Origin of the sequence: Pseudarthrobacter sp. P1 (assembly GCF_050156935.1) — a bacterium.
Classification (GTDB): Bacteria; Actinomycetota; Actinomycetes; order Actinomycetales; family Micrococcaceae; genus Specibacter.
This window is the reverse complement of the sequence record NZ_CP189584.1, coordinates 2,701,470-2,715,425: the sequence shown is the minus strand read 5'-3', so window position 1 is coordinate 2,715,425 and position 13,956 is coordinate 2,701,470. Positions and strand designations below refer to the sequence as shown.

Genomic DNA, 13,956 nt, shown 5'->3' with positions numbered 1-13,956 from the left:
GGGCAAAGATCATAGGATAAGCCTAGCCATGTCGAGGATGCGGAGGTCACGGTGGATTTTGCAGCACGATACGTTGCCCTGGGCGATTCCTTCACGGAAGGTCTGGGGGACGCGGATGCCAGCCGCCCCAACGGGGTGCGCGGCTGGGCGGACCGCGTGGCCGAGGTGCTGGCGGCCGATGCCGGCGGTGGGTTCGGCTATGCGAACCTGGCCATCCGCGGCAAGAAAATGGACCAGATCCTCAGCCAACAAATCGGCCCCGCCGTCGCCCTCAAGCCCACGCTGGTGACCATTTACGCCGGCGTCAACGACATCCTGCGGCCCAAGGTGGACATCGATGCGATGGTGGGGCGGTACGACGACGCCGTCGCCAGGCTCTCCGACACCGGTGCCACGGTGCTGATGTTCACCGGCTTCGACGCCAAGACCTCAAATGTCTTCACCACCATGCGCGGTCGCACCGCCATCTACAACGAGCTGGTGCGCGAGGTGGCAGACAGGCACGGCGCCCGGCTGGTGGACTTCTGGCGCTTTGCCGAGTACAACGATTGGCGGATGTGGGGCGAGGACCGGATGCACATGTCCACCGCCGGGCACATCAACATGGCCAACCGGGTGCTTGACGTGCTGGAGTATGGCGCCGGTCTCCCGCTGCCCGAGCTGGCGCCGCTGCCGGTGCTCACCCCGGTGGAGCAGTTGAAGGCCAACGCCGCCTGGACCAGGGAGTACGTGGGCCCGTGGATCGGCCGTCGGCTGCGCGGCGTCTCCTCCGGGGACGCCCTCTCCGCACGCTGGCCCACCCTCCACGCCCCCGTCTGACCTTGCCTCGCCGGGCGGATTGGCCTTAATCTGCCCCAGCCAATAGAATGGTTAGGCGCTAGGTGGCGCGGAGCGTGCGCAATTGCTCCGGTGTGCGGTGATTTGGTTCCCGCGGGCCGGTAGTTAGGGGCTCAAGTTGCGTGCATTCCAGTATTCGCTTATCCACCCCCATCGTGTTTCAACCGCTTGCGGCTGTCCCGGCTGGGGTGTGTCGATGGGCGGACGCCGCCTTTAACGCACGGTTTGCATCCTGTGGACCGTTCCATTCATGACTGAGGAGTGACCATGGCAGCACATTGCCAGGTGACCGGAGCCGAGCCGGGCTTCGGACATAGCATTTCGCACTCGCACCGCCGCAACAAGCGTCGGTTCGACCCGAACATCCAGAAGAAGCGCTACTGGGTTCCTTCCCTGCGCCGCAACGTCACGCTGCAGGTTTCTGCACGTGGCATCAAGACCATTGACGTTCGTGGCATCGACGCTGTCGTTGCCCAGATTCTTGCTCGTGGGGTGAAGCTCTAGTGGCTAAGGACAAGGACGTACGTCCGATCATCAAGCTGAAGTCCACTGCGGGCACCGGCTACACGTACGTAACCCGCAAGAACCGTCGTAACGACCCGGACCGTCTGGTTCTGAAGAAGTACGATCCCAAGATCCGTCAGCACGTCGAATTCCGAGAGGAGCGCTAAGCATATGGCTAAGAAGTCCATGATTGCCAAGAACGAGCAGCGCAAGGTCATCGTTGAGCGTTACGCCGCGAAGCGCCTCGAGCTGAAGAAGACCCTCGTTGACGCCAACGCCACGGACGAGGCCCGCGAGGCCGCACGTCTGGGCCTGCAGAAGCTGCCCCGCAACGCTTCGCCGGTGCGCGTTCGCAACCGCGACGCCATCGACGGCCGCCCGCGTGGAACGCTCCAGAAGTTCGGCATTTCCCGTGTTCGCTTCCGCGACATGGCTCACCGCGGTGAGCTGCCGGGCATCACGAAGTCCAGCTGGTAAGTATTGCTGAAAAGGCGGTGACCATTGCGGTCACCGCCTTTTTTGTGCCCGGATTCCGGGCCACGACGACGGCGGCGGCCGGCACCTGTGGGCGTTCTGGCTGGCGCGGGGCTTGGCTGAGAGCGAAAAAACCCGCAAATCCGGCTTTTTTGGCGGCAAAACCGCCCAAAATTGCCGGAATTCCGGGGTTGAACTGATATGTTCGCTAGCAGTGGTTGGCACGAGATCCCGTGCACGCTGAATCCATCCCACGTCCAGGAGGACACACATGGCTAAGAATCGTAGTGAATTGGTTGCTGAGGTTGCTGCTAAGGCTGAGACCAGCCAGACCGCAGTGAACTCCGTGCTGGATGCCCTGTTCTCGGTCTTCGAGAGCTCCGTCTCCGCCGGCGAGAAGATCACCATCCCGGGCTGGCTCGCAGTTGAGCGCACCGACCGCGCCGCTCGCACGGGCCGCAACCCGCAGACCGGCGAGACCATCCAGATTGCCGCCGGCCACAGCGTCAAGCTGACCGCTGGTTCCAAGCTGAAGGCCGCTGTTGCCAAGAAGTAGTCTCCAGTAGACAACGCCCGAAGGGCGGCCGCTCCCCGAGCGGCCGCCCTTCGGGCGTTAACGGCGCGGTCCTTGGGCACGGCCACTGGGGGCGGCACGAAGCTGGGAGCCGGCTGATTCGCCCGAACCGTGCCGGGTGAAAGACAATGGAGGGGTGCCATCCACAATCACCACCCCCGAAGCCGCGCCTGGACCACAAGCCCAGCGCCGTTCCTTCGCGGACGGAATCTCCGGCCCCTGGCTGCTGGCAGGCGCCGGTGCCGCCATTCTTGGCCTGGTTGCCGCCCTGCTGTTCTCCGGTGCGGCGGCCACGCGCAACCTCTCGGACCCCGGTGCCCTGACCCGTTGGGGCCTCCCCGTGGCGCAGGCGGTCTGCAACTTGTCGGTGGCCAGCGTCATCGGCGCCCTGGTGTTTGCCGCGTTCATCCTGCCGCGTGAGCTGAAGGGCCGCTCCCGGACCACACCGCGCACGACCGCCGCGGCGCCGTCGCCCGAGCACCCCGCGTTCACGCGCGCGATGACCCTTGCGGCCGCGGCGTCGGGGCTCTGGACGCTCGCCGCCGTCGCCGTTCTGGTGTTCACCTATTCGGATGTGGCGGGCCTGCCGCTCTCCGGCAGCGGCGACTACAGCCGCCAGCTGGTGTTCTTCATGACCGAGCTCCCGGTGGGCCAGGCCTGGCTGGCCACCTGCATCTTTGCCGCCGTCGTCACCACCGCCTGCTTTGCCGTGCGGTCGCTGGCCGGGCTGGCGCTGACCCTGGTGGTGGCGCTCATTGCGCTTTCCCCGCAGGCGCTGGTGGGGCACTCGGCCTCCAGTGCGGACCACAACGGGGCGGTGAATTCGCTGCTGCTGCACATTGCCGGCGTCTCGCTCTGGGTGGGCGGCATCATTGCGCTGGTGGTGGTTTCCGGCACGTTGGGCAAGCTCACCGGCACCGTGCTCAAGCGCTTCTCCGCGCTGGCGGTGCTGGCCTTCGTCGTCGTCTTTGCCTCCGGCGTGGTCAACGGCGCCATCCGGATCCACAGCTGGGCCGAGCTCTTTGGCTCCACCTACGGCCAGCTGCTGATGGCCAAGACGGTGGCCACGGTGGTGCTGGGCAGCATCGGCTACATGCACCGGTCCTGGATCATCCCGCGGCTGGAGGCGGCCCCGGGCAAGTCCGGCATGGCCGGCAAATCCGGTGCCAAGCCCGGTGCCAAGGAGCTCGGCGTCCGGCGCGTGCTCTGGCAGCTGGTGCTGGCCGAGCTGGTGCTGATGGGCGTCACCAGCGGCATTGCCGTGGCCCTGAGCCGATCGGCCCCGCCCGCCCCCGCCGACCGGGCCGAGTCGCTGTCCCCGGCCGAGGTGCTCAGCGGCTATGCGCTCCCGCCGGAACTCACGCCGTCGCGCTGGTTCAGCGAATGGCGGATGGACTGGCTCTGGCTGGCCTTCGCCCTGGCCGCGGCCGTGGGCTATCTCCTCGGCGTGGCCAAGCTGCACCGCCGCGGCGACAAATGGCCCATCTTCCGCACCGTCTGCTGGCTGCTGGGCATGGCCGCGCTGGTCTACGTCACCTCCGGCGGTCCGGCCGTCTATGGCATGGTGCTCTTCAGCGCGCACATGGTGGACCACATGGCCCTGATGGTGATCTCCCCGCTCTTCATAGTCCTGGGCGCACCGGTGTCGCTGGCGCTCAAGGCACTGACCCCGCGCACCGACGGCAGCCGCGGCATCCGCGAATGGATCCTGGTGGTGGTGCATTCCAAGTTCTCGGCGCTGGTCACGCACCCGCTCTTTGCCGCCGCCAACTTCTCCGGCTCGCTGGTGCTCTTCTACTACTCCGGCGCGTTCGACTACGCCATGCGCAACCACATCGGCCACGAGCTGATGATCGCGCACTTCACCATCACCGGCTACATCTTCATCATGAGCATGATCGGCTCCGATCCGCTCCCGCGCCGGGCCCCGTACCCGCTGCGCCTGCTCCTGCTGCTGGCCACCATGGCCTTCCACGCCTTCTTCGGCGTCTCGCTGATGAGTTCGACGGCGCTGCTGTCCGGGGACTACTTCGGCAACATGGGCCGGGCCTGGGGCGATCCGGCGCTGCTGGACCAGCAGACGGCCGGCGGCATCGCTTGGGGGATCGGCGAGGTCCCCACCGTGGCGATCGCGCTGGGCGTGGCCATCATGTGGTCACGCTCGGATGCGCGGGAGACCAAACGCAAGGACCGCGCGGCCGAGCGGAATAACGACGCCGATTTGAATGCTTACAACGACATGTTCGCCCAACTGGCCCAGCGCGACGCCGGTGCCCCCCGCACCGGCGGCCCCGCGGCCGCCACGCCCGCCAGCACCACCCCCAGCCAAGGAGAGAAGCCCTAGTGGACGCACCAACCTCAACCGGAACCACCCAGCGCGTGCGCGCCTCCGAACTGGTGGGCCGCAACTGGCTGAACACCGGCGGAAAGCAGCTGGACCTGGAACAGCTGCGGGGCAAGATCGTGCTGCTGGATTTCTGGACGTTCTGCTGCATCAACTGCCTGCACGTGCTGGACGAGCTGCGCCCGCTGGAGGAGCAGTACAAGGACGTCCTGGTGACGGTGGGCGTGCATTCGCCCAAGTTTGAGCACGAGGCGGACCCGGTGGCGCTGGCCGCTGCCGTCGAGCGCTACGAAATCCACCACCCGGTGCTGGACGATCCTGAGCTGGTCACCTGGCAGGCCTATGCCGCCCGCGCCTGGCCCACCCTCGTGGTGGTGGACCCCGAGGGCTACATCGTGGCGCACCTCTCCGGCGAGGGCCACGCGGCCGGCCTGGCCTCGCTGATCCCGGAACTCATTGCCGAGCACGAGGCCAAGGGCACGCTGCACCGCGGCGACGGCCCCTATGTGGCCCCCGAGCCCACCGCCGGCGACCTCCGCTTCCCCGGCAAGGTGCTCCCGCTGGCCGGTGGCACCTTCCTGGTCTCCGACACCGGCCACCACCGCCTGGTGGAGCTGGCCCCGGACCTGCTGACGGTGGTGCGCACCATTGGCACCGGCACCAAGGGCCATGTTGACGGCAGCGCCGCAGAGGCCGCCTTCAACGAGCCCCAGGGCCTGGCCCTGCTCCCCGCCGAGGCCGCAGCGGCGGCCGGCTACGACGTCATCGTCGCCGATTCCGTGAACCACCGCCTGCGCGGCATCCGGCTGTCCGACGGCGCCGTCAGCACCGTGGCCGGCAGCGGCGTGCAGCGCCTGCTCGAGGCCGGTCCTGCCCGCGTTGATGCAAGCGGCATTGGTCTCGCCGGCACCAACGGCGTGCTGGGCACCGAGCCGCTGGATGTCGCGCTGTCCTCCCCGTGGGATGTCGTTTACTCCGAGAAGCTGGGCCAGGTGGTCATCGCGATGGCCGGCGTGCACCAGATCTTCGGCTTCAACCCGGCCACCGGTGCCGTGTCCATTCTCGCCGGCAACGGCCTCGAGGGGCTGCTGGACGGCCCGGCCGAGGGCGCCTGGTTTGCCCAGTCCTCGGGCCTGGCCCAGGGTCCGGACGGCAGCATCTGGGTGGCCGACTCCGAGACGTCCGCACTGCGCGTCCTGCGCCTGGGCGACGACGGCGTCACGGTGGAGACGGCCATCGGCGCCGGCCTGTTCGACTTCGGCTTCCGCGACGGCGCGGCCGGCCAGGCCCGCCTCCAGCACCCCCTCGGCGTGGCGGTCCTGCCGGACGGCTCCGTGGCCATCGCTGACACCTACAACGGCGCCGTACGCCGCTACGACCCCGCCACGGGCACCGTGAGCACGCTGGCCCGCGGCCTGGCCGAGCCCTCCGACGTCCTGCTGGACAGCACGGGGGAGGTGCCGCTGCTGATCGTGGTGGAGGCCAACCGGCACCAGCTGGTCCGCGTGGCGATCCCCAAGGACGCCCAGCAGGTGGATGAGGGTGCGGCCCAGACGCAGCGCCCCAAGACGCCCGTGGCGGCCGGCGAGCTTGCCCTGCAGATCCGCTTCTCCGCCCCCACCGGGCAGAAGCTGGACGACCGCTGGGGCGATCCCACGCAGTTGAAGATCTCCTCCACCCCGCCGGAGCTGCTGGTGGACGGTGGCGGCACCTCCGTGGGCCTCACACGCACGCTGGTGCTCTCCGCGGACGTCCCGGAGGGCATCCTGCACATCACCGCCCGCGCCGCGGCCTGCGACGGACCCGAGACGGAGGACGGCGAGATCCCCGACCACGCCGCCTGCCATCTGTACCAGCAGGACTGGGGCATCCCCGTGCTGATGAGTGCCGACGGCGCCACCGAGCTCTCGCTGGACCTGCGCGGAATGGACTAGCTCCGGACCAGAACAGCCGGAAATGAAGACGATCCCCGTTGTGGAGCATGTGCGCACATGCTCCACAACGGGGATCGTCTTCATTTATGGGCCCACGCCAGCGGGGGCCCCGAAGCGAGCGCAGCGAGATTTGGGAGCGGGTGGGCCGGCAAGTGGGGACTAGGGCGTGTCTCCCAATGCGGCGCTCCAGATGACGACGGCGTGCAGGACGGCCGCTGAGCGGTAGGTGAGGGCCAGTTTGTCGTAGCGGGTGGCCAGGGACCGCCATTGCTTGAGGGTGTTGAAGCTGCGCTCGACCACATTGCGCCGTTTGTAGGCGTCCCTGTCGTATCTGACGGGGCGTCCCCCGGCGGAGCCCTTGCGTTTCCGGTTGGCCTTCTGGTCGTCCTTTTCCGGGATAACGCACTCGATGCCCCGCCCGCGCAGGTACGCCCGGATTGCTTTGGAGGAATAGGCCTTGTCGGCCATGGCCCGGTCCGGGCGGGTGCGGGCCCGGCCGGGACCGGGCCTTTCTACCTTCAGGGCCTCCATGAGGTTCTCAAACATCGGCGAGTCCCCGCCCTGGCCCGGCCCCAGCAGCAGGACCAGGGGACGCATGTTGCCATCCACCAGGGCGTGGATCTTGGTGGTCAGCCCGCCGCGGGACCGGCCGATGGCATGGTCCTCAGGCTCGTCGAGCAGATTCCTGTAATTCGACAGGTCCCCCTGTGTGGCGGGGCAGGTTCGTGCCGTGCTGGTGGGCACGGTTGACCGTGGAGTCGACCGTGGAGTCGATCGAGACCTCCCAGTTGATCAGCCCGGCCGTGTCCGCGCGGGTCAGCAACGCCGCCAGGACCTTGTCCCAGGTCCCGTTGGCGGCGTTGCGGCGGTGGTGCTTCCACACGGTCTTCCACGACCCGAAATAGGCAGGGAGATCACGCCATGGGATCCCTGCCCGGTAGCGGTAGATGATGCCCTCGGTCATCAGCCGGTGGTCGTTGAAGGGTCGGCCCGGTTTCCCCGACGAATCGGGCATCAACGGGGCAATGGACTCCCACTGGGCATCGGACAACACGGAATAGCGAGAAGGCACCCATCAATCATGCCAAACCGCAAAACCACTGATTAGGAGACACACCCTAGTAGCTGACCACCGGGGTGACAGTCACCGAATTGTCCGTGACGGTGAGCTTGGCGCTGAAGCCGAAGTCCTCGGCAGTCTTGACGTCCGAAACCTTGCCGGTGAACAGCTCCTGCTCCTGGTACTCCACCCGTGCCTTCACCGTCAGCGGCGCCAGCACCCAGGTGCCGCCGTAGGCCGAAATGTCCACCTTGGGGTAGTCCAGGATGGACCACTTCACGGTGGAGAGGATCCGGTTGTCGGAGTGGTTGCTCAGCGGGCAGTCGGTGGGCAGCAGCACCGTCTGGGCGGCGCACCCGTCCAGGTACTCGTGCAGTTTGTCGGACACCTGCCCGGTCAGCGCCGTGGTGGGGCCAGTGGCGAGGGCGACGGCGGGGGCGCGGGTATTGCTCGAGGCCACGGTGCGCACCACCGGCGGCGCCTGGAAGAACACGCTGCGGAACTCGCTCTGGTACCTGCCCGGATAGAACACGGCGAAGCTGTTCTTGCCGTGGGGCATGTTGACAGGCACCGAGTTGACCAGGGCCTGCTGCTCGTTCACCACTGAGACCTCAATGGTGGGCAGCGTGCTCGGGACAAAGCGCCAGCTGTCGAAGAACAGCCAATGCCGCGGCCCCGGTTCGAGCTCAAAGTCGGTGGTCAGCGATGCGCCGTCGATCTTGTAGGTGGCGGTGACGGTGGAGTGGCTGCCGGGGCCCTGCCGCGGGTTGCCCACGTGCAGATCCTCGATGGCGGCCGCGGCGGTCTTAAGCCCGTCGCCGTCGAGCATGGCGGCATTGGCGGCGGGCACAGTGGCGCGCAGCAGGCCCATCGCCTTGGCGCCGTCGCCCGCGTGGAGCGCCGAGAAATAGTCGCGCACGCCCTGCTGCGGGCCGAAGTAGTTCGAGTTCACCATGGAGATGGTGGCGACGGCGGCGAGGGCAGCCAGAATCAGCATCAGCAGCCAGATGGCTCCGATTTTAATGAGTCTGGCCCCGTTGTTCACCTGCCCTACGATACCCGGTGCAGCCACCGGCACCCTCAGCGGCGGCGCCGGGTTGCCGTGCCGAAGATGTCGCGCATCAGGTTCCGGCCCAGGCTGGAGCCCATCGAGCGGATCATGCTTTTCACGCCGCCGCTGAACGCGCCGCCGATGGCACCCATGATTTCCTCGCCCATGCCGGGGCCCTGCTTCCGCTGCGGGACGGTGCCGGGAACGGTGCTGGGGAAGCCGCCCGGGAAGCCGCCCGGGCCCGGCAGCGAGACGGGTGGCGGGGGCGGCAGCGGGACGCCGACGGCGGGGCCGGTGGCCGGCGGGGCGGCCTGCGCGGCGGCGGCTTGCAGCTTCTCGTAGGCGGAGACCGGATCCTGCTCGGTGCCGTAGGTGGGCAGCAGGCCCGATGCCGCGATGGCCGCCTTGATCAGGGCATCGCTGCTGGGCCCCATCACCGACTCGGGGGCGCGCAGCTTGGTCAGTGCCACCGGCGTCGGCGCACCGTTCTCATTCATCACCGTCACCACTGCCTCGCCGATCCCGGCGCTGGTGAGCACCTCTTCGAGGTCGTAGTCGCTGACCGGGAAGGTGGAGACCGTCGCCTTGAGGGCCTTGGCGTCGTCGGGCGTGAACGCGCGCAGCGCATGCTGGACGCGGTTGGCCAGTTGGGCCAGCACGTCGGCGGGGACGTCCTTGGGGGTCTGGGTGACGAAGAAGATGCCCACGCCCTTGGACCGGATCAGCCGCACGGTCTGCGTGATGGCATTCAGGAACGCCTTGCTGGCGCCGTTGAAGAGCAGGTGGGCCTCGTCCAGGAAGAACACCAGCTTGGGCTTGTCCAGGTCGCCCACCTCGGGCAGGTCGCGGAACAGGTCCGCCAGCAGCCACATCAGGAAGGTGGAAAAGAGCAGCGGCTGGTCCTGCACGCTGGGCAGCTCCAGACAGGTGATGACGCCGCGGCCGTCCGGGGCCGTGCGCAGCAGCTCGGCGGTGTCGAACTCGGGCATGCCGAAGAACTTGCTCATGCCCTGCGCGTCAAGGGTGATCAGCTGGCGCAGGATCACGCCCGCCGTCGCCTTGGACAGGCCGCCCAGCTCCGCCAGGTCGGCCTTGCCGTCGTCGGAGGTCAGGAATTGGATGACGGCGCGCAGGTCCTTGAGGTCGTAGAGCTCCAGGCCCTTGGTGTCGGCGTAGTGGAACACCAGCTGCAGGGAAGATTCCTGCGTCTCGTTCAGGTCCATCACGCGCGAGAGCAGGATGGGCCCAAAGGAGGTGATGGTGGCGCGGACCGGCACGCCGTTGCCGTCGCCGCCCAAGGCGAGGAACTCCACCGGGTAGGCCTTGGCGACCCACTGCTGGCCCAGGCTTTGGGTTCGCGCGGTGAGCTTGTCGGAGCCGACGCCGGGGGTTGCCAGCCCGGAGAGGTCGCCCTTGATGTCCGCCATGAACACGGGCACGCCGGCCGTGGAGAGCTGTTCGGCAATCATGTGCAGGGTGACGGTCTTGCCGGTTCCGGTGGCGCCGGCCACCAGCCCGTGCCGGTTCATCATGCCCAGCGGCAGCGAAATCTGCGCCTCCGGATGGAGCGCACCGTCCACGATGGCCGCGCCCAGCGCGATCGACGGTCCGGCAAAGGTGTAGCCCTTGGTCAGTGTGCTGATCATCTCTGATGCGGTAGCCATGACGCTAGGGTAGCCCAACTGTGTAGCAGTAGGTGCTGGAATGAAGCGTTTTTAGAGCATCTACTGCTGCACAGATTTCCTAGCCGAGGATCAGGGCGGCGGCGGCCATGGCGGGAATGGCCAAAATGGTGGTCGCCAGCACGGTGTCCTTGGCCACCGCAACCCCGACCTGGTAGCGCTGGGCCGTCACATACACGTTCTGCGCCGTGGGCAGCGTGGAGGTGACGACGACGGCGAACAGCGCGTGCCCGTCCATGTGCAGGCCGTAGCGGGCCACCAAATACGCCGCCAGCGGGTGCACGATGAGCTTGAATCCGACGGCCAGCAGCGTGTCGGCCCGGCGCCCGTCGACGGCGGCAAAGGGCTTGCTGCCAGCCAGCGACATGCCAAAGGCCACCAGCATGGCCGGCACCGCGGCGCCGCCGAGCAGGTGGATGGGCGCCAGCACCAGGTCCGGCAGCCGCCACCCCGTCCCGGCCAGCACCAGCCCGGCCAGGGTGCCCAGGATCATCGGATTGCGCAGGATTTGCAGCAGCACCCGCCCCGGCGTGGTCCGGTGGCCGCTGGTCACGCTGTCCAGCAGCAACAGGTACAGGGGCGTGTAGAACGCCAGCTGGAAGATCAGCAGCGGCGCAATGTAGACCACGTCGCCGAGCACATAGGCGGCAATCGGCAGGCCCAGGTTTGCGGAGTTGGCCACGGAGGAGGACATGGCGGACAGCAGCGATTCCGCCACGGTGCGGCGCAGCCAGAAGCGGCAGAGGAACCAAAACAGTGCCCCGGTGGCTGCGGCGGAGCAGGCCGCCACCAGCAGCGGCAGCGAGAGGACCGTGTGCAGGTCCGCCCGGCTCAGGGTTTCCAGCAGCAGGGCCGGGCTGGCCACAAAGAACGTCAGCCGGCTCAGGACGTTTTGCGCCTCCGGGCCAAGCACCCCGCGGCGGGCAATGAACCAGCCCACCAGGATGACCACCCAGACCACAAAGAAGCCCTGGAGCACGCCTAGCACGGCGGCTGCCCCCGGGGCGCGGTCAGAGGGTGGTGGGAGTGCACGTTCCCAGCCTAAGCTGGGGGCGCCGCCAGTCCCGCCACATGAAGGAGCCCAGGATGCCTACAGGAGCCATCGAAACGGTCGCCGTCACGGGTGCCCACGGCAAGGCGGGCCGTGCGGGCGTGGCGGAGCTGCTGGACCATGGGTACCGGGTCACCGCCAGCGATATTGCCGGGCCGGTGGGGCGCAATTCGGATCTGGGCTGCCCCACCATGCGGGTGGACCTGACGGACTACGGCCAGACGATCCAGGCCCTCACCGGTGCCGACGCGGTGGTCCATCTGGCCAACATTCCGGAACCGGGCATGTTGCCGCCCGCGGAGACCATCAACCGGAATACGGCCATGAACCACAACGTGTTCCTGGCCGCGGCGGCGCTGAAGCTCAAGCGGGTGGTGTGGGCGTCCAGCGAGACCACCCTGGGGCTGCCGTTCACCGAGCAGGGCACGGGCGACGGCGGGACGCTTCGGTATGCGCCCGTCGACGAGGCGCATTTCCCGCACCCCAGCAGCAGCTATGCCCTCTCCAAGGTGCTGGGGGAGGTGGCTGCCGGCCACGTGTCCGCCTGGTCGGGGATTCCGTTTGTGGGCCTGCGGATCACCAACATCTTCGACCCCGCGGAGTACCAGCGCGTTCCGGGATTCTGGGAGGACCCGTGGAGCCGGGCCTGGAACCTGTGGGGCTATGTTGACTCCCGCGACGTCGCGGCGGCCTGCCGCAATGCCGTGGAAGCGGACAGCACCGGGTCGCAAAACGTCATCATTGCCGCAGCGGACACCCTGATGCGGCAGCCATCGGCCCAGCTGCTCGATGAATTCTTCCCCGGCCTGGAGCGCCGGGGCACGGTGGAAGGGAACCGGACGCTGCTCAGCATCGAGGCGGCCCGCCGCACCATTGGCTACGCCCCGGCCCATTCGTGGCGGGACGGCCTGCTTTAGCGGACGGCGTGCCTGGCCGGCGCCGTGCCTAGCGGACGGTGGCCAGCGGCGGGCGGATGAGGCCCTCGGTGAAGGATTCGGCCGGGTCCGTGCCGAGTTGGACGATCCCGTTGGTGGCGTCGACGTGCACCACGGTGGGGACGTAGTCGCGGGCCTCGGCGGTGGACATCTGCGCATAGGTGATCAGGATGACGGTGTCGCCCACGCCCACCAGGTGGGCGGCGGCGCCGTTGATGCCCAGAACGCCGGAACCGCGCTCGCCGGCAATGGTGTACGTCTCCAGGCGTGCACCATTGGTGACGTCCACGATGGAAACCAACTCGCCGGGCAGGATGTCGGCCGCATCGAGCAGGTCCTCGTCCACGGTGACGGAGCCAACGTAGTGAAGGTCTGCGTGCGTGACGGTTGCACGGTGGATTTTGGACTTAAACATGGTTCTGTTCATAACGCCTACAGTCTACCGCCGGGCGCAACCACCGGCTCTGGGATGTTGGTCACGCGCTATTGCCGGCGGTCGAAGGGCGTCAGCTTCCGGCCCATGATGGCCTGCGTCAGCGCATCCACCAGCTCGGTGTTGGCCAGCGGATTGCGGATCAGGGTGAAGTCCACATCCCCCACCGGGGGCAGGTCGAAGCGCGCGGTGATCACCTTCAGATCGTCCGGGACCAGCGACGTCGGCATGGCGGCAATGCCGATGCCGGCGCGGACGGCGGCCAGCACGCCGCTGATCTGCTTGGTGGTGCAGGTGACGCGCCAGGTGCGCCCCGCCTTCTCCAGCGCGTCCAGGGCGAGCTTGCGGCTCAGGCTGGGCGCCGGGTAGGCGATCACCGGGACGGGCGCCCCGGGCTCCAGCACGGTCTGCTCCAGGCCCACCCAGGAGAAGGTGTCCTGCTTGACCACCACGCCCTCCTGCGTGCCGGAGACCCATTTGACGAACACCAGGTCCAGCTGGCCGGCCTTGAGCCGGCGGTAGAGCTGGTCGCTCTGGCTGACGGTCAGCTCCAGGTTCAGGCGCGGATAGAGCTGGCGGAACTCGCGCAGGATCCGGGGGAGCCCGGTGATGGCGAGGTCGTCGGCCGTGCCAAAACGCAGCCGCCCGCGCATGGCCGCGCCGGAAAAGTACCGGGTGGCGGCGTCGTTCGCGGCCAGGATGGTGCGGGCAAAACCGGCCATCGCGTCCCCGTTGTCGGTCAGGGCCACCTCCCGGGTGTCGCGGGCCACCAGCTGCCGGCCCGCGGCGGCCTCCAGCTTGCGCACATGCTGGCTCACGGTGGGCTGGCTGAGCGAGAGCCGCTCCGCCGCACGGGTGAAGGAGTGGGTCTCCGCCACCGCCAGGAAGCTCTTGAGCTGCACGGGGTCGAACATGGGGCCGCCTGCCTGGCTGGGATCGCCGTCGTTGCCATTACAAACCGTAATGCTACTTATAGCCACCATGCCGTGCCATTATGTGACGGCCGTGGCCTAGCGTGGAAAGGGACCCCACCCCTCCAGCCCAGGACTGACGTTGACACCCCCCTCAGTGCAGCAG

The 13,956-nt window shown here is 67.9% G+C and carries 14 protein-coding genes; 8 read left to right on the top strand and 6 right to left on the bottom strand.

What is annotated here, in order from left to right; all coding sequences use genetic code 11:
• The first annotated feature begins 51 nt into the window (after positions 1-51).
• The 7 genes from ACQCSX_RS12805 to ACQCSX_RS12775 all read left to right on the top strand — a co-directional run bounded on the left by ACQCSX_RS12805 (position 52) and on the right by ACQCSX_RS12775 (position 6,667).
• On the top strand, positions 52-819 hold the full coding sequence (locus tag ACQCSX_RS12805) for an SGNH/GDSL hydrolase family protein (RefSeq protein ID WP_427015690.1): 768 nt from the start codon (positions 52-54) through the stop codon (positions 817-819).
• Between the two features lie 285 nt (positions 820-1,104).
• The gene (rpmB, locus tag ACQCSX_RS12800) at positions 1,105-1,341 is read left to right on the top strand and encodes a 50S ribosomal protein L28 (protein ID WP_026556179.1); all 237 of its coding nucleotides are present in this window, start codon (positions 1,105-1,107) and stop codon (positions 1,339-1,341) included.
• Positions 1,341-1,508, top strand: a complete 168-nt coding sequence (gene rpmG, locus ACQCSX_RS12795; RefSeq protein WP_003798558.1) for a 50S ribosomal protein L33 — start codon at positions 1,341-1,343, stop codon at positions 1,506-1,508. Before rpmB ends, rpmG begins: the two co-directional genes overlap by 1 nt.
• 4 nt (positions 1,509-1,512) lie before the next feature.
• On the top strand, positions 1,513-1,818 hold the full coding sequence (gene rpsN / locus ACQCSX_RS12790) for a 30S ribosomal protein S14 (protein WP_026556178.1): 306 nt from the start codon (positions 1,513-1,515) through the stop codon (positions 1,816-1,818).
• A gap of 268 nt (positions 1,819-2,086) precedes the next feature.
• Positions 2,087-2,371 carry an HU family DNA-binding protein gene (locus ACQCSX_RS12785; protein WP_427015689.1) on the top strand — a complete coding sequence of 95 codons (285 nt, stop codon included), beginning with the start codon at positions 2,087-2,089 and terminating at the stop codon, positions 2,369-2,371.
• A 154-nt stretch (positions 2,372-2,525) separates the two neighbouring features.
• Positions 2,526-4,733, top strand: a complete 2,208-nt coding sequence (locus ACQCSX_RS12780; protein WP_427015688.1) for a cytochrome c oxidase assembly protein — start codon at positions 2,526-2,528, stop codon at positions 4,731-4,733.
• Complete coding sequence (locus ACQCSX_RS12775; RefSeq protein WP_427015687.1) at positions 4,733-6,667, top strand: NHL domain-containing thioredoxin family protein; 1,935 nt, start codon at positions 4,733-4,735, stop codon at positions 6,665-6,667. Before ACQCSX_RS12780 ends, ACQCSX_RS12775 begins: the two co-directional genes overlap by 1 nt.
• 159 nt (positions 6,668-6,826) lie before the next feature.
• Here ACQCSX_RS12775 and ACQCSX_RS12770 read toward each other — a convergent pair.
• From ACQCSX_RS12770 to ACQCSX_RS12755, 4 genes are all read right to left on the bottom strand, one after another.
• A protein-coding gene (locus ACQCSX_RS12770) for an IS5 family transposase (protein WP_427019046.1) occupies positions 6,827-7,682 on the bottom strand; the annotation gives its coding sequence in 2 pieces (ribosomal slippage) (positions 6,827-7,363 and positions 7,365-7,682; 855 coding nt in all).
• A gap of 103 nt (positions 7,683-7,785) precedes the next feature.
• Entirely contained in the window at positions 7,786-8,724 is a 939-nt protein-coding gene (locus tag ACQCSX_RS12765) for a hypothetical protein (RefSeq protein WP_427015686.1), read from the bottom strand.
• Between the two features lie 83 nt (positions 8,725-8,807).
• Positions 8,808-10,442: a helicase HerA-like domain-containing protein gene (locus ACQCSX_RS12760; RefSeq protein ID WP_427015685.1), complete on the bottom strand. Its 1,635-nt coding sequence runs from the start codon at positions 10,440-10,442 to the stop codon at positions 8,808-8,810.
• A gap of 79 nt (positions 10,443-10,521) precedes the next feature.
• Positions 10,522-11,448 carry an AEC family transporter gene (locus ACQCSX_RS12755; protein ID WP_427015684.1) on the bottom strand — a complete coding sequence of 309 codons (927 nt, stop codon included), beginning with the start codon at positions 11,446-11,448 and terminating at the stop codon, positions 10,522-10,524.
• Between the two features lie 98 nt (positions 11,449-11,546).
• Here ACQCSX_RS12755 and ACQCSX_RS12750 point away from each other — a divergent pair, with 98 nt between their 5' ends.
• Complete coding sequence (locus ACQCSX_RS12750) at positions 11,547-12,428, top strand: NAD-dependent epimerase/dehydratase family protein (protein WP_427015683.1); 882 nt, start codon at positions 11,547-11,549, stop codon at positions 12,426-12,428.
• 28 nt (positions 12,429-12,456) lie between these two features.
• On the opposite strand, the gene panD is transcribed toward ACQCSX_RS12750, so the two are convergent.
• Both panD and ACQCSX_RS12740 read right to left on the bottom strand, forming a co-directional pair.
• On the bottom strand, positions 12,457-12,873 hold the full coding sequence (gene panD / locus ACQCSX_RS12745) for an aspartate 1-decarboxylase (RefSeq protein ID WP_427015682.1): 417 nt from the start codon (positions 12,871-12,873) through the stop codon (positions 12,457-12,459).
• 56 nt (positions 12,874-12,929) lie between these two features.
• On the bottom strand, positions 12,930-13,793 hold the full coding sequence (locus ACQCSX_RS12740) for a LysR substrate-binding domain-containing protein (RefSeq protein ID WP_427019045.1): 864 nt from the start codon (positions 13,791-13,793) through the stop codon (positions 12,930-12,932).
• Between the last annotated feature and the right edge of the window lie 163 nt (positions 13,794-13,956).

Excerpts from the sequence above, each read along its gene's own strand:
- rpmB (WP_026556179.1), top strand. The coding sequence starts at position 1,105 with ATGGCAGCACATTGCCAGGTGACCGGAGCCGAGCCGGGCTTCGGACAT.
- rpsN (WP_026556178.1), top strand. The coding sequence starts at position 1,513 with ATGGCTAAGAAGTCCATGATTGCCAAGAACGAGCAGCGCAAGGTCATC.
- ACQCSX_RS12785 (WP_427015689.1), top strand. The coding sequence starts at position 2,087 with ATGGCTAAGAATCGTAGTGAATTGGTTGCTGAGGTTGCTGCTAAGGCT.
- ACQCSX_RS12765 (WP_427015686.1), bottom strand. The coding sequence starts at position 8,724 with ATGCTGATTCTGGCTGCCCTCGCCGCCGTCGCCACCATCTCCATGGTG.
- ACQCSX_RS12760 (WP_427015685.1), bottom strand. The coding sequence starts at position 10,442 with ATGGCTACCGCATCAGAGATGATCAGCACACTGACCAAGGGCTACACC.
- ACQCSX_RS12750 (WP_427015683.1), top strand. The coding sequence starts at position 11,547 with ATGCCTACAGGAGCCATCGAAACGGTCGCCGTCACGGGTGCCCACGGC.
- panD (WP_427015682.1), bottom strand. The coding sequence starts at position 12,873 with ATGAACAGAACCATGTTTAAGTCCAAAATCCACCGTGCAACCGTCACG.
- ACQCSX_RS12740 (WP_427019045.1), bottom strand. The coding sequence starts at position 13,793 with ATGTTCGACCCCGTGCAGCTCAAGAGCTTCCTGGCGGTGGCGGAGACC.